The organism is Legionella feeleii (assembly GCF_001467625.1).
GTDB lineage: Bacteria > Pseudomonadota > Gammaproteobacteria > Legionellales > Legionellaceae > Tatlockia > Tatlockia feeleii.
Window position 1 is genome coordinate 80,532 of the sequence record NZ_LNYB01000085.1, and the last position, 220, is coordinate 80,751.

Here is a 220-nt window from a genome sequence, read left to right on the forward strand (position 1 = left end):
TGGTGTTTTTACTCCCTATGTCAAGCAGAATACATAACGCGTCCACACGATTGAACTGAATCATTTGATGAAGAGGAGTGTCTCCGTCGTCATCTTGGGCTTTAATTAATTGCGCAAACAGCTCTGGCTTTTTTTCCAACTCCTCGCAAAGCATAGAAAACCCAGCGGTACTTTTCATCGCAAAGTGTAAAATGTTTTGCTTCGCTGAATCTTTTAGAGC

1 protein-coding gene is annotated in these 220 nt (G+C 41.8%); it reads right to left on the reverse strand.

Features of this window, described 5'->3' with window-relative positions:
• The coding region (locus Lfee_RS17715; protein WP_238584935.1) for a hypothetical protein at nucleotides 1-220 on the reverse strand (220 nt) is incomplete at both ends.